Source organism: Pseudoalteromonas sp. J2K-J599 (genome assembly GCF_059295115.2).
Genome location: NZ_CM200271.1, coordinates 2361179 through 2381565, shown reverse-complemented (window position 1 = coordinate 2381565; position 20387 = coordinate 2361179). Strand labels below are relative to the sequence as shown.

The 20387-nt window shown below is 39.1% G+C and carries 19 protein-coding genes; 12 read left to right on the top strand and 7 right to left on the bottom strand.

Going from position 1 to position 20387, the window contains the following annotated elements; translation table 11 throughout:
• The first annotated feature begins 268 nt into the window (after positions 1–268).
• On the top strand, positions 269–1330 hold the full coding sequence (gene bamC / locus AC5NT5_RS10730; RefSeq protein ID WP_494512832.1) for an NlpB/DapX family lipoprotein: 1062 nt from the start codon (positions 269–271) through the stop codon (positions 1328–1330).
• Positions 1331–1396: 66 nt separating this feature from the next.
• Positions 1397–2767, top strand: coding sequence for a YjiH family protein (locus tag AC5NT5_RS10725; RefSeq protein WP_138489349.1), 1371 nt, complete (start codon positions 1397–1399; stop codon positions 2765–2767).
• Positions 2768–2819: 52 nt separating this feature from the next.
• Here the strand turns inward: AC5NT5_RS10725 and AC5NT5_RS10720 are convergent, their stop codons facing one another.
• Together AC5NT5_RS10720 and AC5NT5_RS10715 are read right to left on the bottom strand one after the other, a co-directional pair.
• Positions 2820–2966, bottom strand: a complete 147-nt coding sequence (locus AC5NT5_RS10720; protein ID WP_076914920.1) for a DUF2897 family protein — start codon at positions 2964–2966, stop codon at positions 2820–2822.
• An 88-nt stretch (positions 2967–3054) separates the two neighbouring features.
• The gene (locus AC5NT5_RS10715; protein WP_138489347.1) at positions 3055–3591 is read right to left on the bottom strand and encodes an acyloxyacyl hydrolase; all 537 of its coding nucleotides are present in this window, start codon (positions 3589–3591) and stop codon (positions 3055–3057) included.
• Positions 3592–3836: 245 nt separating this feature from the next.
• Between AC5NT5_RS10715 and AC5NT5_RS10710 the strand changes: the two genes are divergently transcribed.
• Both AC5NT5_RS10710 and AC5NT5_RS10705 read left to right on the top strand, forming a co-directional pair.
• Entirely contained in the window at positions 3837–4430 is a 594-nt protein-coding gene (locus AC5NT5_RS10710) for an MlaC/ttg2D family ABC transporter substrate-binding protein (RefSeq protein WP_024595677.1), read from the top strand.
• Positions 4431–4786: 356 nt separating this feature from the next.
• Entirely contained in the window at positions 4787–6124 is a 1338-nt protein-coding gene (locus AC5NT5_RS10705; RefSeq protein WP_494512833.1) for an ankyrin repeat domain-containing protein, read from the top strand.
• A gap of 76 nt (positions 6125–6200) precedes the next feature.
• Here AC5NT5_RS10705 and AC5NT5_RS10700 read toward each other — a convergent pair whose 3' ends face one another.
• From AC5NT5_RS10700 to AC5NT5_RS10680, 5 genes are read right to left on the bottom strand one after another with little or no spacing between them, the layout of a single operon-like run.
• On the bottom strand, positions 6201–6644 hold the full coding sequence (locus tag AC5NT5_RS10700) for a DUF2069 domain-containing protein (RefSeq protein ID WP_494512834.1): 444 nt from the start codon (positions 6642–6644) through the stop codon (positions 6201–6203).
• The gene (gene wrbA, locus AC5NT5_RS10695) at positions 6641–7195 is read right to left on the bottom strand and encodes an NAD(P)H:quinone oxidoreductase (protein ID WP_002961459.1); all 555 of its coding nucleotides are present in this window, start codon (positions 7193–7195) and stop codon (positions 6641–6643) included. The genes AC5NT5_RS10700 and wrbA overlap by 4 nt, the downstream gene beginning before the upstream one ends.
• Complete coding sequence (arsC, locus tag AC5NT5_RS10690; protein ID WP_024595681.1) at positions 7195–7542, bottom strand: arsenate reductase (glutaredoxin); 348 nt, start codon at positions 7540–7542, stop codon at positions 7195–7197. The genes wrbA and arsC overlap by 1 nt, the downstream gene beginning before the upstream one ends.
• Before the next feature lie 53 nt (positions 7543–7595).
• Entirely contained in the window at positions 7596–9053 is a 1458-nt protein-coding gene (gene bepA, locus AC5NT5_RS10685; RefSeq protein WP_039487326.1) for a beta-barrel assembly-enhancing protease, read from the bottom strand.
• Position 9054: 1 nt separating this feature from the next.
• A complete protein-coding gene (locus AC5NT5_RS10680) occupies positions 9055–9720 on the bottom strand; it encodes a hypothetical protein (protein ID WP_024597628.1) in 666 nt (221 codons plus the stop codon).
• 145 nt (positions 9721–9865) lie between these two features.
• On the opposite strand from AC5NT5_RS10680, the gene AC5NT5_RS10675 reads away from it, so the two are divergent.
• From AC5NT5_RS10675 to AC5NT5_RS10640, 8 genes are all read left to right on the top strand, one after another.
• Entirely contained in the window at positions 9866–10084 is a 219-nt protein-coding gene (locus AC5NT5_RS10675; RefSeq protein WP_039487329.1) for a hypothetical protein, read from the top strand.
• Positions 10077–11153 (top strand): AI-2E family transporter, encoded by a 1077-nt coding sequence (locus tag AC5NT5_RS10670; protein ID WP_182682122.1) that lies wholly within the window; start codon positions 10077–10079, stop codon positions 11151–11153. The genes AC5NT5_RS10675 and AC5NT5_RS10670 overlap by 8 nt, the downstream gene beginning before the upstream one ends.
• 135 nt (positions 11154–11288) lie before the next feature.
• Complete coding sequence (locus AC5NT5_RS10665) at positions 11289–13544, top strand: aminotransferase class V-fold PLP-dependent enzyme (RefSeq protein ID WP_494512835.1); 2256 nt, start codon at positions 11289–11291, stop codon at positions 13542–13544.
• A 400-nt stretch (positions 13545–13944) separates the two neighbouring features.
• Positions 13945–15591, top strand: coding sequence for a glucose-6-phosphate isomerase (pgi, locus tag AC5NT5_RS10660; RefSeq protein WP_494512836.1), 1647 nt, complete (start codon positions 13945–13947; stop codon positions 15589–15591).
• Between the two features lie 271 nt (positions 15592–15862).
• Positions 15863–17335: a glucose-6-phosphate dehydrogenase gene (gene zwf, locus AC5NT5_RS10655; protein WP_024597624.1), complete on the top strand. Its 1473-nt coding sequence runs from the start codon at positions 15863–15865 to the stop codon at positions 17333–17335.
• A 2-nt stretch (positions 17336–17337) separates the two neighbouring features.
• Positions 17338–18048 (top strand): 6-phosphogluconolactonase, encoded by a 711-nt coding sequence (gene pgl / locus AC5NT5_RS10650; protein WP_188162351.1) that lies wholly within the window; start codon positions 17338–17340, stop codon positions 18046–18048.
• Between the two features lie 337 nt (positions 18049–18385).
• Positions 18386–19090, top strand: coding sequence for a SapC family protein (locus AC5NT5_RS10645; RefSeq protein ID WP_024597622.1), 705 nt, complete (start codon positions 18386–18388; stop codon positions 19088–19090).
• 127 nt (positions 19091–19217) lie between these two features.
• Positions 19218–20249: an isoaspartyl peptidase/L-asparaginase family protein gene (locus AC5NT5_RS10640; protein ID WP_494512837.1), complete on the top strand. Its 1032-nt coding sequence runs from the start codon at positions 19218–19220 to the stop codon at positions 20247–20249.
• Positions 20250–20387 lie beyond the last annotated feature (138 nt).

The following is a 20387-nucleotide window of genomic DNA, read 5'->3' as shown; positions in this document are numbered from 1 at the left end:
ACAAAAAGGGCTCTAAACTACAGCACACGCTAATTAAGCGCTTTTAAAGTGCGGTGTTTCTTGTTTTTACTGGCACGGGAAAGTACCATAGCTAAAATTTGCTTATTTGCGCTTAGTTGCTTACTAAGTTGAAGTGCTGAACTTTATTGCATTTAGGCAGCCAAATAATAAATGTAAAGTTAATATTGATTTTACACTGAACCAAATCGGTATTACCCACTCATATATTTGTTAAAACAATTAAAGGGTATGCTAAGGAGAAATATCTGTGCAGTATTGGATCCCAAAAGCACTTGCAGTAAGTGTATTGGTAAGTTTATCAGGGTGTAGTGTATTTATTAATAAGGCACATGACGAACGTAACTATCGTACGCATGAGCCTGTAAAAGCACCAGCGTCGTTATCTCAACCAGCTCAAGACCCAGTTTATAAAATGGATGTAGGTCAATACGACAATAATCCTGAAGCTACAAATTACCGCCCACCGGCACAAGTATTAACAATTGCGAAAGGCAGTTGGGTAGAAGAGACAGATAAACAAGCGCGTATTTATTTTGATAAAAATGATGGCATTGCTGATTTAGATGAGTTTCTTTGGGATACGATTAAATCTGTCCTAGCTGATAATAATGCAGGAACTACTAAAGAAGATAAGCTACTTGGTATTATTGAAACTGATTGGTACTCAATCATTAAAACCGAAGAAGGTTTTTGGTGGTGGGGCGATGAAGTTAACGATGATTTAGAAAAGTTTAGATTCACTATTGAAGAAAAATCACATCAACGCACTGCGTCTTTACGTGTAGAGCTGATTGATTTTAAAGGTGATAAAACGCTAACAGACTTACTCAAGCAGCAGCTAGAAGTACGTGCGCTTAACCAAGTAGTGAGCGAGTTTGATTACCGTTACCGTCAACTTGAAGTTGATATGCGTAAACGCCAAGGTATTATTTCTCTTGAAATGGGCTTTGATAATAAAGGCAATGCAGCACTTGTAACTGAGCAATCTTACGACGCTGTGTTTGACCGTTTCTCTGGGTTTTTAGAGCGCTTGTCGTTCTCTATTGTTGAAATTAACCCAGATACGGGCTTAATTACTGCAGATTATACTAAACCAGAAACAAGCGTTTGGGATTCAATTTGGGGTGATGACATAGCTCAACTACCTATTGATGAAGGCCAATACCAAATTTTAGTAAGTAAAACTAAAGAAGGCGGTACTAGCTTAACGTGGATGGATGATAAAGGCGAAACGCTTGAGCCAGGTACAATGAATGGTTTACAACAAGCATTAGAAGCAGCACTCATTCAGCGCGGCATTAAAATTTAAATAATAATAAGTTTTACCACAAAAAGAGCGCTATGCTCTTTTTGTGGTTTTTATAGGTTAAACAATATGTCTCAGCTACCTGAACGTTCACACTATACGTGGCGCACTTGGTTTACTTTTTTGGTTCCTTCGTTAATTGGTGTGTTTTTATTTATGACACCCATTAGTACTTCGCAAGGGATGACCATTCCTATTGCCGTTATGGCAAAAGCGGTTCAAGCAATGATGCTTGGCTCTGCTCAAGCAATTATTACCCTCATTATTTGTATTACAGGGGTTATTTCTGTAATTACTAAAGTGTTTAAACCCGCAGCTATATGTAACTCACCTTTGTTAAAGCATTTATTTGATGTGAGCTGGACATGGCTGGTGGTACGCTTATTTGGTATGGCGTTTGGTTTAATGACGTACTTAAGCCTAGGCAGCGAGATGATTACCTCGGCCAATACTGGCGCGCTGGTATTAAATGATTTATTGCCTGTGTTGTTTTCGGTATTTATTTTAGCGGGCTTATTACTGCCGCTATTAATTAACTTTGGCCTATTAGAGCTTGCTGGTACGTTAATGACCAAAGTAATGCGCCCTGTATTTGGTGTACCAGGTAGAAGCGCGGTTGACTGTACTGCATCGTGGTTAGGTGATGGCAGTGTGGGTATTCTGATGACTGCAAGGCAGTACGATCAAAAGCACTATACACAACGCGAAGCGGCTATTATTGGTACTACGTTTTCAGCGGTTTCAATTACATTTAGTTTAGTGGTGCTTGGGCAAGTTAAACTTGAATACCTATTTGCACCGTTTTACGCAACGGTATGTTTAGCCGGTATTGTTGCCGCTATTATTGTGCCGCGATTACCGCCACTGCGCTTTAAAAAAGACTTACTCATTGATGGCACTGAGCCAGATAGAGACGCTGAAACAATTCCGGGTCATAAAACTTTATTTGGCCATTCGTTAGATGTTGCACTAGCTAAAGCAGATAATTCAACGGGTGTTAAAGGCACTATAAAAGAGGGCGTACATAACGCGCTTGATATGGTGTTTGGTGTGTTACCTGTAGTTATGGCGGTAGGCACATTTGCACTGATAATTGCTGAGCATACGCCTATATTTCAGTATTTAGGTATGCCGTTTGTGCCATTTTTAGAGCTATTGCAAGTACCCGAAGCAGCCGCAGCGTCGCAAACTATTATGGTAGGCTTTGCTGATATGTTTATTCCGTCAATATTAGCTGCAGGGACTATCGAAAGTGATGTAACGCGCTTTATTATTGCCGCAATGAGTGTAACTCAGCTTATTTATATGTCTGAGGTAGGTGCACTTTTACTTGGCAGTAAAATACCGGTAAATATTTTAGAGCTATTTATTATATTTATTTTGCGAACGCTAATTACTTTACCTGTTATTGCGCTAATGGCGCATTGGCTAGTAGGCTAAATTAGCAAAAATATATTTAGCGAATTGGTATTATTGAAAAAGCCCTGATTGATCAGGGCTTTTTTGTGTCTGTTGTATTTTTTATATTGGCGTTGGGCTTTATAAACTCCTGTTTTGCAGAGAGTCTAATCAGCGCAATATTACCAATGATAATGGCAAAAACAACAGCGACAATAATTACAATATGCCAAGTTTGCATCGCAGTATCACTTAATATTTAGTACGTTTAAGTGTGACCGTTTTACGCTATAACAGCAATTAAATTACTCAAAATACAATCAATAACGTTAAAAACGTCTCGCTACCGAAAGCGTTAAAAAGTTAAGCCCAGGGTTTGGCTCTTTAAAGCCTGCGTTTGAATAGTGAATAACTCTAAGGGCAACGTTAGTATGACCAAAATCGGCTACAAGGCCTATGCGGTCTTCAAACTGGTAGTGAGTACTTATGTTTTTACCGGCAAACTGCGTTTCATCAATCAGTGATACACCAATGCCTGCTTCTACATAAAATGGGGTGTTGTTAAAACTAAAAGCAGGAAATTGTAGTACAGGTGACATAGCAAGTACTAGGTTTGATTGTGTTTCATCGCCGTGGCGGTATTCCCACATGTTTACGCTGGTTTCAAAGTAAAAGCGTGCATCACCAATAATGTTTTGCATACCAGGTGCATGATACTGATACGCAAGCTTAACGCCGTTTACGTTACCTTCGCCTTTGAGAAAGTCAACGGCATAACCGTGGTCCGATTGAGCAAAAGCAAGCTTGCCAAAAAGTGAAACTACTAATACAAAAGAGATAATAAGTGTTTTAAGTGACGTTTTCATAGGTGCCAAATGTTTGTTTGATTTAAGTTGATAACTAAATGATAAGGGCGGCCTGTTAACAATTACAATGAGGACAAAATGCCGGTTGTATATGAGCTGTTAATGGAATTTTCTAACTGCTTGAATTTATTTTATTTATTTGATTGGTGCTAATTGGGCATTAATAAGTTGCTTATTTGTGCCTTTTTTATTGCGTATAGTTCGCGTAAATTACAGCCATCTTAATCACACAGACATATACAATTATGAAACTCTTTAAACTATTCGTTTTAGCCACTGCTTTTTTTAGCAGTTCGTTATTTGCACAAGCTCAGCAATCACCAGATCAGTTACTTGAATCGGTAGCCGACAAGCTTTTTGCAGATATTGGCCAAGTAAACTCAAAAGGTACAGCCAGCAAAGACGCGATGGCTGCCATTGTTGAAAAACGTTTAATGCCACATATTGACGTTAAGTTTGTGTCGTTTAAATTATTAGGTAAACACATTAAAGGTATTGAGCGCGAGCAAGCTGTTCAATTTATAGATGCAGTAGAGCACTACTTAACAGGCACATACGCCGGTGCACTAATGAAGTACACGGGTCAAAAAGTAGTATTTGAGCGTAATAACGCAAAAAGTGACTCTGAGTACGCAACAGTTAATACGCAAATTATTGAGCCAAATGCGCCTACTATCGACTTAAGCTTTAAGCTTCGTTTAGGTAAAAACAATGAGTGGAAAGTATACGATATTGTTGCTGAAGGCATTTCACTATTAAGTGCTAAACAAAAAGAGATTATTCAACGCATTTCTGATGTGGGTTTAGAGCAAGTTATTAGCGAGTTAAAAAGTAAATAGACTATTTGTCTGGCTCTGATTAAGCCCAACTCCAACCTCAAAAACGGCCAATTACTTATGTACTTGGCCGTTTTTATATTTTTGCTAAGGACAATACCAATCCACAGTAATACTTAATCATTTAGAACAACTAAATAACGAAATTTTTCCTTGCTATCACACGGTTTTCTACCTCAAAATAAATCACTTAATTAAGCGAATTGTTATAATCCTAAAGGATTGTTGTTATTGCGTAATTTTGCGCTAGCAGCAAAACAAAGGTGTGCTAGAATATCGGCACTTTGATTAAGCGTGGTGTCAGCTTAAAACTGATATAACTTACCACCCCCAAGCCACACTGGAGTTGTGTTGTTTTAATGGAAAATGTACTGATTTGGCCAAAGGAATACCCATTACTTATTAAAGGACTGGTAGAACAAAACGGTGCCTTTATTTTAGATGCTTTGGAAGCTTGGCCTGCTTGTCGTTCTACAAATGAAGACGATGGTGTATGCACCACCGTGCTGCCACCTATTTATTATTTGGCATGGCTAACCCCGCTGGAGCCATTTGAAGAATGTTACTTTCAACATATCTCTGAATATGACGAAGACGCACAAGCGTATATTAGTGCGGTTAAAAGCCATTACTACGATAATGAATACACCCCTGAAAGCTTAGTGCTTATGCTGTGCCAGCGCCTTGAAAAATACGCAAGCGTGGCTGCACAAAATACCATAGATACGCCACTGTCTTTAGTCGATTTATTTTTTAGTAAACGCTACTTCACCTTAATTGAGCATGCGTTAAATAATAAAAGTAAACTCTCGGCAAAGGACACATTAGCGCTTTGGAAGGAAGTTGATTTTAGAGAGCGCCTAAGTGCGTTTATTCCAGAGTCTATTGCTGATTTAGATACTCTTTGTGAACTTGCCAGCGAAAAAGTGGCGACGGGTAAAGACTATTTTACGCTGCTGACGCAGGTTTCTCCTGATGTTGACTCTGTTGTTCTCTTAGAAAAAGCTTTGCTTACTCATTTACGTAAAAAAACAGCTAAGCAAACAATGGCAATGCGTTTTATTGAGCAAGGCGCTACTGGTGTACTTGCTGATGAAAACAATAAAACAGCCTTTATGTGGGCGGCCGAAAAAGGCTTTGTAAATGTGGTTGAAACACTACTTGCAAAGCAAGACAAAAAAGCGACAGATAACTTAGGTAATACTGCGCTTCATTATACTGTGTTTGCTAAAAATGAGTCGTTAATGGTGCTGCTTATTAAAGCCGGATACGATTTTAGAGCACGTAATAAAGAAGGTTTAAGCTGTTACCGTTTAGCGGTTAGTATTAAAGCTAATAACTTAGTTAAATGTTTAGAGCGTGACTTTGGTATTAAAGAACTTTCGCCAGAAGGGCAGTTCGATCGCATTAAAAAAGTGCATGTGCTACATGCTATTGTGACTATATTGCTGCCTTTACAGTTGTTTTTCTTTTTTGATGAAACCCTCTCAATTAAAAGTGAGCTGACGCTGGGTTTAACTATGACTGCGGTGATTTGTTTTTTCTTTGCGACCACATTAAAGCGCTGTGCGCTATATCCACATATTAAACACCCTTGGGGTTTATTTGTGCTTAGAGGCTTTTCGTTTATTAGCTTAATTGCTCAAATAGGGTTGGCGAGTATTGTGGTGCTAGCTGCCTTGAGCGACTTAGTTTAGCTAGTTTTAAACAGTTAAAAAACGCGCTTAAAGCAATTTAAGCGCGTTTTTTTGTATATAGCGTTATTGTTAAGCCTTATTTACCCTGCTCATTTGCTGCTTTTTCTTCAGCTAATTCTTCTTTAAGCTTACGGATTTTTAAACCTTGTTCTTGTCCGCGGTGTCTTGCGTAGTAAGTACAGCCAATAAACATAGATGATGCAAATACCAGCTCTAACAACACCCAAATTAATTCATCAGGAGCGGCCCACAGCATAGTAAGCCCGTGGATAAAATAAAGCATTACAATAAAGTTAGCCCACGCATAGGTATATGTGTTGTCTTGAATTATGCCTCTTAGCGGCAGCAGTAAAGGAATGATAGGAAAAAACAATGACACCCAACTAGTATTACCGTCTAGAGGGGGGACAAAATACATCCACAAAGGAATAAGAATAAGTAAACCAACATAGCCAAATAGTGCTGCACGTTGAAATTTTACCGTAATCGGCTTTTTAGCTGGACTGTCAGCTGTATTCATTTAAGTTTTCTCGCAATGTGAGTAAGGCGTTTACCAACGCTTTGGCATATTTTAATTTCGTCTTTGCTTAGCTGTGCACTGTTAGCGCTGCCAGCGACGTGTGTTGCACCGTATGGTGTTCCACCGGTTTGTGTTGCGAGTAGTTCGGGCACATCATATGGCACGCCCATAAGCATCATACCGTGGTGTAATAGTGGCAAAGATAAGTTAAGTAAGGTTGCTTCATTTCCACCATGCATACTACTTGATGACGAAAATACACACGCTGGCTTATCGATTAATTGGCCTTTTAGCCACAAGTCGCTGGTGGTTTCCCAAAAGCTTTTTGCTTGAGAGGCCATCATGCCAAATCGAGTTGGTGTACCAAATGCTAAACCATCGCAATTTATTAAATCATCTTTGGTGATCACAATATCGTGCGCATTTTTAGCCACAAAGGTGCGAAGTAGTGCACTAGCACCTTGTTGCTCTATCGACTCTGCTATCTCGTGAGCCATTGCTTCAACTGAGCCATGGCTTGAGTGATAAAGCACCACTATGGTTGCACTCATTATAAAACGCTTAGTACGTTTTCTGGTGGGCGACCAATCGCTGCTTTATTGTTATTAACTACGATAGGGCGTTCAATCAATTTTGGGTATTTAACCATAGCGTTAATAAGTGCGTCCTCATTTGTTTCATCTTTCAAATTAAGCGCTTTGTAGTCATCTTCTTTGGTGCGCATCATTTCACGTACGGATGAAAAACCAAGTTGGATTACAAGCGTTGAAATTTGCTCGTGAGTAAGAGGGGTTTTTAAATACTCTACAACACTTGGCTCTATCGCTTTACTTTGCAGTAGCGCTAGCGTTTCGCGTGATTTAGAACAACGTGGGTTGTGGTAAATAGTAACAGACATAAAATGATTCCAAAGTGTGAATTGCGTCTATTTTAGGGTAAGCGCTTGCAGACTTAAAGTCTTGCAAGCTCTTTTTGTAAAAGTCGATACTGGGTAAGTAGTGCTTTTAAACGTTGTTGCTTTACAAGTTCGGTTGGCTCTACGAAGTTAAGTGCTTTTTGTACTTCGTCTGCGGCTTTTAAATAAGCGCCGTATTGAGCCAATACATCGGCGTTCGCTTCGTGATATGAGGCTAATTTATCTTGTTTTTTATACGCATCAGCAAGAAGTTGCTTGCCTAGGTTATGATCTGGCTTTTCGAGTAAAAAACTCTTCAAAATATTTTCGGCTAGTTCATATTGCTCAGCTTCAAGTGCTGCGTTGGCATAGTTAAGCGTAATTACCTGATTATTAGGGCGATACTGATTTAAATCAGCTAAAAATTTTACGGCTTCATCTGCCTTTTTTTGCGCGATGAGTAAATCGGTATGGGTATCTATATAAAATAGGTTTTTAGGATCGTTTTTTAAAAGCTCGTCTAGTATTGGGGCTGCTTCATCAAGCTTTTTTTGATCAAGTAAGCTAATAGCTAAACCGTACTTTAAAGCGGTGTTATCGTAGCTATTTTCGCGTAGTCGTTTTCTAAATAGGTCTTCGGCGTTTTCTGGTTTGTTGTCGTAGCGGGCAAGTACGCGGCTTTTAGCTAAATTAAACTCAAGACTGGCACTCATATGACGCACAGGAAATTGCTCTGCACGCAAACGTACATCAGATACTCGGCTCTCTGGTAATGGGTGAGTAAGTAAAAACGCAGGTGGTTTATATTTATAACGAATTTGCGCGGCAAGTTTAGTTAAAAATTCGCTCGATGCACGAGCATCAAAGCCTGCATTGTTAAGCGTTTGCATGCCTATGCGGTCAGCTTCTTGCTCGGCTGAGCGACTATGCGTTAACTGACTAAAAGCAGATTGTGTTTGGCTGGCAGATATAATGGCAATACCCGCATCTGGTGCAACAACGGTTGCTAATATACCTGCAATCATACCGGCAATAGTCAGCGCGCTGTTATCTTGTTGTTGCTGTATTCTTCGCGCTAAGTGGCGCTGTGTTACGTGAGCTATTTCGTGGCCAAGCACTGAGGCAAACTGGCTCTCGTTATCGGCTTGCGCTATTAATCCTGTATGCACACCAACGTGTCCGCCATAAAAGGCGAAGGCATTTATTTCTGAGTTGTTTATCCAAAAAAACGAAAACGGAAAGCGCACGTCATTAGCATTAGCAACGAGTTTACGGCCAATAGTTGTGAGGTATTCATCAAGCACTGGGTCATTTATTACTGGTGATGAGCCTCGTATTTGCATCATCATTACTTCGCCAATGGCTTGTTCTTTTTCGAGTGGCAGTGCTTGTAATGCAGATGTCCCTAAATCAGGAAGCGTAAAGTTGGTTTGCGCTTTTAAAGGTTCGCTTATTAATAAGCTAAACGTAAGCGCAGCACTGCATAAAGTGATAAATGCTGATTTTAGCTGCATTTTATTCCTTGTTAATTTGTTCGCCAATTGCAATTTTGGCTATGTCTATTTCGTCACTGCTTGCACGGCTGTCTTTTTCGCACAATTGGTACAGTTCTTTTATTGTGACTCCATCAAGCTTTACAACGTTCAATTCTCGCTGCAAAAAAGTAATAATTTTATGTACTACTTTGTGTGCATGTAAAATAATGGCTTTATCTGCTTTGTCGCCTCGTTCAAAATAAAAGCCAATAAACTTATGTAACTGACTTATTCTGATCAAGTTTTTCATTGAATGTGGGTCCCACACTCTAAACTCCATAAAGCGATTATTTTTTATGTATTGATCAACAATAACATCTTTAGCATAAGGCTGTGCCCATAGCTCAAAGCCTCTGTCGGTAAATACTTGGTGCAGCGCAATACGTGGCTTATGTTTGGTATGTATTTCACCTAGGTTATCTTCATAGCCTTCTAATAAATCTAAGTTCCAATTGCGTTTATCTAAAAGTTGTTTAACTGCATTGTCGAACCCATGATCTAAAATTCCTTCTGATTCGCTTATTGATGAGGCAACAAGATGATAAAAAGGAGGTAGTTCGCCCCAATTAATCTGCTTTTTAAACCAATTAATCTCTTTGAGTGTTGGATTACTTGGTAGTTGCGCTTTATTATGCGTGCCAGGCATTAACTTATCCTTACTGCTAGTTATGTTATAAGGATAAACTATTGCAGGAATTGTTTTAACAAAAAGTTACAACGGTTTGAGTATATAAATACGTAGACCGTAAATATGCGACTTATTATTCATTTACTATACGGATAAAGTAGTTATGGTAGAGCGCGATTTAAAAGAGTTTAAGTGTCCTCAGCAATTTGTGCAGTTTAAGCTTGCGCTTCGAAGTGCACAGTCATCAAAACAATGCATCACTTTTAGTCTTAATAGAGGTGAAAGTGCGAACGACATTGAACGTTTTTTGCAAAAAAATGCTTATAGTTACAATTTTGATAAACAACGTGGGTTGTTATTAGTGGAGCCATTACATGTTTGAATACGTAAAAACATGGTACGAAAGGAAGTTCTCGGATCCTCATTCGTCCACCTTATTATTTTTATTATTGGTATCAGTTGCCTTACTTTACTTTTTTGGCGCGTTAATTGTTCCTGTGCTTGTTGCACTGGTTATCGCTTATTTACTAGATTGGCCGGTTGTTCATTTAGAGCGTGTTGGCTTAAAACGTTTTACTGCAACAATTATTGTAATGTTGATATTTATTAGCATTATGCTCACCCTTATTTTAGTTATTGGCCCAGTGCTTTGGAAGCAAACAAGTAACTTAGTGCAAGAAACACCGCATATGCTAGAGCAGGGGAAGTCTTATTTAATGGCTTTACCTGAACAATACCCAAGTTTAATTAATATAGAACAAGTACAAGCTATTGTTGCAACCGTAGAAGCTAAAATTATTGAGTTTGGTCAAGCGGTGTTATCGTTTTCACTTACGTCTTTAAAAGATGTTGTTGCTTGGCTTATATATTTGGTACTTGTGCCGTTACTGGTGTTTTTTATGCTTAAAGATAAGCTGGAGCTGACAGGCAGTATAGCTAAACTGATCCCGCAGCAACGACGCTTGATTTTACAAGTGTGGAACGAAATGAACCAACAAATTATGAATTACATTCGCGGTAAAGTATTCGAAATTTTAATTGTTGGTGGTGTGTCTTTCATTGCATTTACTGTTTTAGATTTGCGCTATGCAGCTTTACTTGGTGTGCTTGTTGGCTTTTCGGTATTAATTCCATTTATTGGCGCGGCACTCGTCACTATTCCGGTAGCGGCAGTTGCGCTGTTTCAGTTTGGATTAGAAACACAGTTTTGGACCATTTTAATTATTTACGGAATTATTCAGGCGCTTGATGGCAACGTGCTTGTACCGCTGTTGTTTTCTGAAGCAGTTGATTTAAATCCGGTATTTATAATTGTCGCGGTATTATTTTTTGGAGGTTTATGGGGTTTTTGGGGCGTATTTTTTGCCATCCCGTTGGCCTCATTAGTAAAAGCGCTAATAACAGCTTGGTCGTCAACGCACGAAGAGATCAGCAAAGAGCTCATTGAATAGTTAAGCAAACAGACTTTTAGTTTAAAAAAGCATAGTAAACGCACCTCTAGTGCTAATTGATTATTACTCATTACCTGTAAACTTATGTACTATTGGTAATAAGATATATTTTTTAGTAATAAGGTGCGTTTTTTAATGTCTGAGTTTTTATTGCACGATGAGCCAGTAAAACAAGTTTACCTTGATGCAAATGCAACGACCCCTGTGTTGCCTTGTATTGCTGATGTTGTTTCTCATACCATGCAAATATGTTTTGGTAATCCTTCAAGCCCGCACATCACAGGTATTCAAGCCAAGCATTTATTAGAACAAACACGTCAAAAGGCACGCACGGTTATTGGCGCAACTAATGGCGATATCCTATTTACCTCTGGTGCAACGGAGGGTATTCAAACTGCGGTGGTTTCTACATTAATTAATGCTAAAAAGCAGTCTATTAAAAACCCTGTATTATTATATGGCGCTACTGAGCATAAAGCGGTGCCAAATACACTCAAGCACTGGAATAGCGTACTTGACGTTAATGCTGAGGTGCTTGCTATTCCGGTTGATAGTAACGGTATTTTAGATTTAGATTTTATCGCAGAGCATATTAATAACGCTTTGATGATTTGCACCATGGCCGTTAATAACGAAACCGGTGTATATCAAGATTTACCCGCTATAGAGCAGGTAATTCGCAGCCGTAATAAAAATGTATCGTGGATGGTGGATTGCGTGCAGGCACTCGGTAAACAAGCGCTCGCACTGAGTAATACAACTATTGATTACGCTCCTTTTTCGGGGCATAAGCTTTACGCACCTAAAGGTATTGGCTTTTTATATATTCGCAGTGGCAGTGCGTACACACCTTTTATAGCGGGTGGCGGTCAAGAAAGTGGAATGCGCTCAGGCACCGAAAATCTACCCGGTATTGCAGGGTTAAATAAACTATTTAGTATGTTGCTTGATAAATCAGACGTTACATTTAAACCAATTAGCATACTTAACTCTTATCGAAGCCAGTTACAAAGCGCGATAAAAGACACCTTTGGCGATATTACATTTAATCATGATTTTGCTTATAGCGTGCCTACCACACTTAACTTTGCGGTAAACGATTTAACGAGCAAAGAAGTGATTGATTTATTTGATGCTGCGGGCATTCGCGTAAGTGGTGGTTCGGCTTGTAGTACGGGTGCATCTACAAGTTTTGTTTTAGATGCAATGGGTGCAAGTAAGTGGCAAAGCGAAAACGCGATTAGGCTATCGTTTGGACCTGCAGCAACACAACACGATATTGATGATGCTTGTGTGCGAATTCGCGCTCTTAAAGCAATACTACAGGCTAACTGTTTAATTGTATCTGATAGCACTACACCACAGCAAGAAGTGTGCGCACTTGGCCTTACTCAGTTTAGGCACCAAGGAGCATGTAGTTGGCTTTATGTAAGCGATGATAAGCGCGCAGTTATAATAGACCCGATTGTTGAGCTTATTCCGCGCTTTGAAAAAATAGCCAATACACAAAACTTAACTATATCAGCGGTGCTTAATACTCATCTGCATCAAGAGCGAGAGTCAGCGACTCATTTATTAACCAGTGTTCTTGCATCAAGAGTTGTAAAAGGTGAAGTTGATGCTTTAGGTTGGCCACTAAATGCAAAAAGTATTAGCTTAGCAAATGACGTACTTGAAAAAGTAGCGACACCTGGGCACAGCAAAGATAGCGTAAGTTATTTATTAAAAAATAGTAATGGCGAAACGCGTTATTGTTTTTGTGGTGATTTAATTTTGCCTGCAGGGCTTGGCAATACATCGCTTATAGGTGGGGATGCAAAAGCAATGGCACGCTCTATTTTAGCAATAAGCGAGCAACTTAATAGCACCAGCATTATTTGCTCAGGGCACGACTACCAACAATGTTTTGCCATGAACTGGGCTGTACAACAAAACCAAACGCCATTACTTAATGCGTTAGTAAGCGGCAGTATTTCAGTTGATGAATTTACAATACAAAAGCAGCAGTATGACGCTTCAAAGCAAGTAAATAACACGCAATTGTGTGGTTATGTAAATGCATTGCCTGAGATTGATACACAGCAATTAAATTTTGATGACGCTAAAGCAATGTTAAACACCAGCGATGCATATTTAATAGATACTCGGGAGCCGTATGAACATGGAGCAAATAATGTTGCTCAGTTATTTAATACGCTAGATGAAAAAACATTAAATATACCACTTAGCAGAATGGCAAATGCGGTGTTTGAAGGGCAGTTAAGTAAAAATAACAACTATATTTTATTATGCCGCAGTGGTAACCGCTCAAAAATTGCTGCGAGCAATTTAATGCAGCTAGGGTACAAAACTGTTTATAACCTAAGTGGTGGGCTAGCGCTTAGTAATTAAGCAAAGATTGTAATTTATACAAAATCGGCTTTAGAGCCGATTTTTTGTTTTTAAGGTTTATTTGTTTGCAAGGCAAACAATTACAGTAATTAGTGAATAACTATGAAAAGTAATTAGCAGCGCTTATAAAAATTCATTAATATTTCATTTTGATTGATTAAGCTATGCCGTTGCCTTTAAAATTACAGGTAAATTAATTTATAAAATTTTTATGATACCGGTGTCAAAAGCTAAAAATTGCGTTATCATCTGCACATAAAATTATAAAAACAGCACTTTTTTTGCATTTTTAGTTATACTATTTGCGCTTTAATTTATTGTGAATAAGTAGTATTAAGAGCTTTGCTTTTATAAAAAACATTTTTAAATCAATTGATTGAAAAAAATAGAGGATATTTCCATGTCTAACCGAACGCAACTAGCAAGTTGGCAAGCACTAGAACAAAGTGCAGCTAAGATGAAACAAACACATCTAAAAACGTTATTTGCACAAGATGACACGCGCTTTTCTCAGTTTTCTACTCAAGTACCAGGCGTATTATTCGACTATTCTAAGCAACTTATTGATAACGATGTTTTTGCTAACTTAATGTCGCTTGCTAAAGAATGCGATATTGCATCGTGGCGCGATAAAATGTTTAGCGGTGAAAAAATAAATATCACTGAGGATCGCTCAGTTTTGCATACGGCACTTCGTAATCGTGCTCACACTCCATTAATTGTTGATGGCGAAAACGTGACACAAGCCGTAGACAACGAGTTAGCTAAAATTAAAGTGTTTGTAGAAAAAGTTCGTAGCGGTAAATGGTTAGGCTATACCGGCAAAGCGGTAAAAGATGTTGTAAGTATTGGTGTTGGTGGCTCTAACCTTGGTCCACAAATGGCAACTGAGGCATTAAAAGCACTTGCTGATGATACGTTAAATGTTCACTACGTATCTAATGCTGACGGTGTACAAATTTCGTCTATATTAAAAGCCATTGACCCTGAAACAACATTATTTGTTATTTCTTCAAAAACATTTACGACGTCAGAAACCATGACAAACGCAAAAACGGCGGTTGACTGGTTTTTACAAACAGCAAAAGATGAAAGTACAATTGCAAAGCATTTTGTTGCAGTAAGTACAAATTTAGAAAAAACGGCAGCCTTTGGTATCAGCGACGAAAACGTATTCACTATGTGGGATTGGGTTGGCGGTCGCTTTTCACTTTGGAGTGCGATAGGCTTACCCATTGCTTTATATTTAGGCTACGACGCCTTTGAAGCAATTTTAGAAGGTGCGTTTGAAATAGACGAGCACTTTAAATCTGCGCCGTTTGAGCAAAATATACCATTAATTATGGCGTTGCTTAGTGTATGGAATACGAGCTTTTTAGGTTATACAGCGCAAGCTATATTACCGTACGACCAAGCTCTGCATATGTTGCCAGCTTATTTACAGCAAGGCGAAATGGAAAGTAATGGTAAGCACGTTAACTTTGCGGGCGAAACGGTACCTTACACCACGGTTCCAATTATTTGGGGCATGACGGGTATTAATGGTCAGCATGCCTTTTATCAGTGCTTACACCAAGGTAATGTAATTGTACCTGCAGATTTTATTGCATCAGTTAAACCACAAGTGAATGTTGATAAACATCACGATATTTTATTATCGAACTTCTTTGCACAAACAGAAGCGATGATGAGTGGTGTAGATGCAGCGCAAGTTACAGCTGATTTAACCGCTAAGGGTAAATCGCAAGCAGAGATTGATGAGTTATTAAATCATAAAATTCATCAAGGCAATCGTCCTACAACATCTATGTTATTAGATACTGTAGATGCTAAAACAGTGGGTCGTTTAATTGCACTGTATGAACATAAGATATTTTGCCAAGGCATTATTTTAGAAATATGTTCGTTTGATCAATGGGGTGTAGAGCTAGGTAAAGGGTTAGCATCTAAAATTGAAAGTGAGCTCACTGATGAAAGCGTAAAACACGCCCATGATAGTTCGACAAACGGCTTAATGGCGTACTACAAGCAAAACCGTACGCAGTAAAAATTCGCTTACGTAAGTAAGTAAACCGAGTACCTTTGAACGGGTAGCGCTGGAGTGCTTAGGGTCTGTATTTTTGTGAGAGGAGATACAGGGCCCCTAAGGCTCATTTAATAAGCGCAAATGATAAAATAAATAATAATAAATCATCAATACAGAACAATTCAGCAGGCTTTTATTTAAATACAGTTATAAAAGCCATCTAATCTAGCAATAAATAGGCATACCCGCGCATTTATAAAATGTACTGGGTATCACAACGTAGAGAGTAACTATGCTTAATCCTTTTGATATTATAATTTTTGGGGGCGGTGGTGATCTTGCGTTACGCAAATTGCTACCTGCAATGTACAGAGCATATCAAGAAGGTAATTTACCTGAAGGCTCACGTATCCTACCAACAGTGCGCGAAGAATCGAAACGTGCTGAATACATAGAAACAGCGCATAAAGCATTACAAGAATTTTTAAGCAAAGGTGAGTTTAACGCTAAAGATTGGAAAGCGTTTTCTACTTTTTTAGTGCCAGTGGTAAGTAATGTTACAGAAGCAGACGACAACTGGGATGTGCTAAAAGGCATTTTAGATGAGCACGAAAGCACTAAGTCTCGCGTGTTTTACTTATCGCTTCCGCCTGCTGTTTACGGCACATGTTGTGAAATATTATCGACTAAAGGTTTAATTACACCTACATCACGCGTTGTTGTTGAAAAGCCAATTGGTTATTGCGGTGATTCTGCTGAAGCAATTAATGGAAAAATTGCAGAGTTTTTTAATGAAGAACAAATTTTCCGTATTGACCATTACTTAGGTAAAGAAACAGTACAAAACTTAATGGCGCTGCGTTTTTCAAACTCATTGTTTGAAAATATGTGGGATGCTAAATCTATTGATAATATTCAAATTAGCTTGTCAGAAACGGTTGGCCTTGAAAGCCGCGCTGGTTTTTATGATAAAGCCGGTGCACTTCGTGACATGGTTCAAAACCACTTATTACAACTACTTTGCTTAGTTGCAATGGAGTCGCCTAATAAGCTTAACGCTAACAGCATTCGTAACGAAAAACTAAAAGTATTAGAAGCACTTCGCCCGCTTGTAGATGGTGATGTTGATGAAAATATTGTTCGTGGTCAATACGTACCAGGTGACTTAAACGGTAAAATTGTACCGGGTTACTTAGAAGAGCTAAATGAAGGTTCTAGTAAAACAGAAACGTTTGTAGCTATTCGCGCGCATATTGATAACTGGCGCTGGGCAGGTGTTCCATTTTACCTTCGTACGGGTAAACGTATGGCTAAGCGCTGTGCAGAAATTGTGGTTGAATACAAAAAAGTATCTCACAATATCTACGAAGATAACGTGGGTAATATCGAGCCAAATCGTCTTGTTATTCGTTTGCAGCCAGAGGAAACAATTCAACTAACGCTTATGTCTAAGCGCCTTGATAATCTTCAAATGCAACTTGAGCCAGTAACAATGAATATTGAGCTTTCACAAGCTTACAGCAATGGTTTCCACTCAGATGCGTACAAGCGTTTAATGCTTGATGCCGCTGCTGATAACCCGTCGTTATTTATTCACCGTGATGAAGTTCGTCAAGCGTGGAAGTGGATTGATCCAATCATCGACCGTTGGCAAGACAAAGGCAAGCCTGCGCTTTACCGTGCTGGTAGCTGGGGACCTGATGATGCTGATGAATTATTGGCAGAAAACAATCATGTATGGTTTAACACAGGCGATAAGGTATAAGCATGGCAACACTAGTTGAAAAGTTTTTTGATGATAAAGACGCGTTAACAGCTGAGCTTTCTGCAACGCTTGAGCAATCATTACGTGATGGCATTAAAAACGATGGCCGTGCTGTATTAATGGTGTCGGGCGGCTCGTCTCCTGCGCCCGCTTATAAGCATTTATCAACGCTTGATTTAGATTGGCAACATGTTGATGTTGCTATGGTTGATGAGCGTTGGGTAGACCCAAGCCATGAAAAAAGTAATGAAGCATTTATTAAAAGTACTTTATTACAAAATCATGGTAGTGCTGCCAACTTTATTACTATGAAGAATGCTGCAGCAACGGCTCAACATGGCGCACAAGAGTGTGAAGCGGCTTATAGCGAGCTAAAAAGCCCATATGATGTAACTATTTTAGGTATGGGCCCAGATGGCCATACAGCGTCGTTATTCCCAAATGCAGACGGTTTAGAGCATGGTTTAACAACTGAGCAAACAGTATGTGCAATTAATGCAATACAAAGTGATGTGACGGGTAGTATTACTGAGCGAATGACGCTTACGTTAAATGCCATTGCGCAATCTAAAGTGGTTAAGCTTTTAATTAGCGGCGAAGAAAAACTCGCTGTTTATAAGCAAGCAAAAGCGGGCGGCGATGTGAACGACATGCCACTACGCGCTGTGCTTAACCATCCAAGTATCAATATTGAAGTATATTGGGCACCTTAATTTAGATGCCAATTTAACTTTTAAAGGCCGCTTAATATAAGCGGCCTTTTTTATTTGCTTAAATTTAAGCCTAAACACTGCAAAAAAATAGCTTTGAACTGTTAACCAATGTTAATGAATAACTTTGGTTTGTATTAAAATCAACCACGAAGTGTGTTGTTTTTGAACAAAATTTATGAGTTTGAGCTGTATGTTTTTTAGCAACGTTCAGATTTAGTTAAATTTTATTTTTTCATGGTTGTTGTCATAAAAGTTTCCCTTCCTTTTTTAGCTCAAAAGCATTAGCCTAAAGGCATTAACAATGAAACATATAAATTAAAATAAACGGAGCAGTAACATGGCGGAGCAACAAGTACAGCCTTTACACAACGAAAAACATGCCAACACTAAAATTCAAAACGGCATCAATGTAGAATTCATGAAAACTCAACACTTAGTGCCAGTAGTTGCACATGAGTTTGCACGTGTAGCAAACGAGTTTCCAATGTCATTCGTTAAAAATAACGAAACCGGCACTTTTCAAGCAGTTGCTATGTTTGGCTTAGAGCCAGGCGAAAACCTTTTTGTAGAAGATGGTAAATGGACTGCAGCATTTGCACCTATGGCATCTACTCGTTACCCACTTGGTTTAGTTAAACACCCAGATCAAGATCAATACGGTATCGTAATTGACGAAGCAAGTGCGCTTGTTGGTGAAGACGAAGGTAACGCATTATTTGAAAACGGCGAAGAAACAGATTACCTAAAACGTCGTAAAGAAGCGCTAGTATCATTTATTGAGTTTTCTCAAGTAACTGAAGCGTTCACTAAATTCCTTGCTGATAAAGAGCTACTAATTGCGCAAACGCTAACAGTAGACATTAAAGGCGAGAAAAAAGACATCAACGGTATTTACCTTATCGATGAGAAAAAACTAAACGAGTTAAGCGATGCTGATTTCTTAGAGCTTCGTAAACGTGGTTACTTAGCACCAATTTACTCGTTCTTAACGTCTACTCACCAAGTAGCACGTTTAGCGCGTTTAAAAGCTAAACAAGCTTAATTACAAACACGTAAAATTTTAAAAAGCGCCTTAAGGCGCTTTTTTTATGCCATTAAACTCACTTTAGTTGAAATTAAGTCCGTAACCATTCACATTAGTTTGTAACTTCCCCATAAAAGAACTCATTATGAAAACACCATTATTAGCTATTTTTGCGAGCAGCCTTGTTGCTTTAAGTAATAGCGCAGTAGCTGCAGAGACTCCTTTTGCCATTGCGATTCATGGTGGGGCAGGGACAATTGAAAAAGCACGATTTACACCCGCTCAAGAAAAAGAGTATCGTGCAAAATTAACGCAAGCAGTAGAGACTGGTTATAAAGTATTACACCAAGGCGGCGAAAGCTTAGATGCGGTAATTGCAGCAATTGCAGTATTAGAGCAATCCCCTTATTTTAATGCAGGGCGTGGGGCGGTATACACCTACGATGGCGGGCATGAGCTTGATGCATCCATAATGGATGGTCGAAACCGTGAAGCAGGCGCAGTTGCGGGTGTAAAGCATATTGAGAGCCCAATTAACTTAGCACGTTTGGTAATGGATAACTCTGTACATGTAATGCTTAGTGGGCAAGGCGCTGAAGAGTTTGCTAAAGAGCAAGGTGTTGAGCTTGTCGAAAATAACTTATTTGATACCGAGCCTCGCTACAAAGCGCTTTTAAAAGCAAAACAAAAATTAGATAAAGCCAAAGCAACCAGTAAAGAGTACCAAGCCGCGCACAAAGCATTACCTAACTCTTACAAAATGGGCACGGTTGGCGCAGTGGCGCTTGATAAAAATGGTAATTTAGCGGCAGGTACATCAACAGGTGGTATGACCGCAAAACGTTATGGTCGTGTGGGGGATGCGCCGGTAATTGGGGCCGGAACATTTGCTGAAAATGAATCGTGCGCGGTATCGGCAACAGGGCATGGTGAATATTTTATTCGCTATAACGTAGCAAGCGATATATGTGCGCGAGTTAAGTACCAAGGTAAAACCATAGCCGAAGCAGGGGATGAAGTTATAAACGGTGTGCTTAAGCCTATTGGTGGCACTGGCGGCGTAATTATTATTGATACAAAGGGTAATATTAGCTTACCGTTTAATACCTCTGGCATGTATCGGGCAAGTAAATCGAATACGCAAGCGACCTACGTGGGCATTTTTAGTGACGAATAAGCCAACGTCATTTAATTTATTCAATGTAGTTAGCCCTGTAAATAATTGTTTAAAATAAATTTATTATTCACAGTTTAGTTCAATAGCAGCGTTTATATAACAAACAACCCCGCGTTATGCATTTTGTAGGATTAACCC